This window comes from Phormidium sp. CCY1219 (assembly GCF_055795085.1).
The window spans coordinates 1-1,248 of the sequence record NZ_JAYFEQ010000919.1 but is presented as its reverse complement, the minus strand read 5'-3'; the positions used below and the strand labels follow the sequence as shown (position 1 = coordinate 1,248).

General features: G+C 56.7%; 1 protein-coding gene. It reads right to left on the bottom strand.

From position 1 onward, the window contains the following. Window positions 1-1,166, bottom strand: a 1,166-nt coding sequence (locus AC0QH1_RS30345; RefSeq protein ID WP_324635179.1) for a tetratricopeptide repeat-containing S1 family peptidase, incomplete at its 3' end; no start/stop codon positions are given. Window positions 1,167-1,248 lie beyond the last annotated feature (82 nt).

Sequence of the window (1,248 nt, the reverse complement as noted above, 5' to 3'; positions counted from 1 at the left end):
ATCGCCGCTTCCAGGTCTCCCAACTCACGGCGGGCAATTCCCCGGTTGTTGTAGGCTAGTGCTAAATTGGAGTCGAGGCGAATCGCTTGGTTGTAATCCTCAATCGCCGCTTCCAGGTCTCCCAACTCACGGCGGGCAAATCCCCGGTTGTGGTAGGCTGGTGCAAAATTGGAGTCGAGGCGAATCGCTTGGTTGTAATCCTCAAGGGCGGCTTGATGCTCTCCTTGTTCCTGTCGAGCATAACCCCGGTAGAAATAAACCACTGCGTTATTCGGATTGAGTTGCAAGAGGCGATTGAAATCCCGAATTGCCGGGGGGAACTCCTCTAACCGGTAATACGCCTCACCGCGCCGATACAGGGCATCTAGATGGTTCGGATTGGCGGCGAGGACGCGATTGTATGCCGAGATGGCTTCCCGGTAGTTGCCTGCTTTTGCCAACTGTTCCCCGCGCGCCACATCATCTTCGGGGGTGACAATTCCCGGGGGTGGGGAGAGGTTACTTCGCGCGGCTAAAAAGATTTGCAGGGGAATGGCCATGCCAAAGGCTTTATTGGTGTTGGGTTCCGAGGTAGAGCGCCCGTTAATCCCCACTAGCCGCGCTCTGTCATCCAACAGCGGACCGCCAGAGGTGCCCGGGGTACTGGGATTGTCATGCAGCAGTTCATACCCATTCTCCCCCCTTTGCAGGCGCGAGACAATTTTGGCATCGAGAAACTGGTAGCTGCGTTCCGGAATTCCGGGTAACTGACCGCTCCATCCCACCACATAAACCGCCTTGCCTTCGCTCAGGTTTTCGGAGTCGCCGAATTCCGCCGTGGCATAGGATTGGCTGCTGATAAACCGCACCACCGCAATATCCAGGTTGGGCAGATACCGCACTTGGCTGTAGGATAGGGAATGCTGGCGATTATCGGCGGTGGTAATCTTGTAGGACCCCTGGCGATTCACCACATGCCAGTTGGTGAGGACGGTGTAGGTGCTGTCTTCCCGGTCGATAATCACCCCAGTGCCCACCTGCGGACCGTCGATTCTCACGGTAAAGGTTTTCGCTTGGGTGGCAATCTCCGACGGGTCTAGGGCGAAGGCGGGAGTCGGTTGCACCAGGGCAACTGTCGCCGCCGCCCCGACAATAATGGCTGGGAATAATTTGCGCGAAAACATCATAGTAGCCTCCGATACGTTTGGAAACCCCCGTGCTTTAGCCGGGGGAGGAAAAACGAACGTGCGGCTTTAGCCGCCGTCAAAA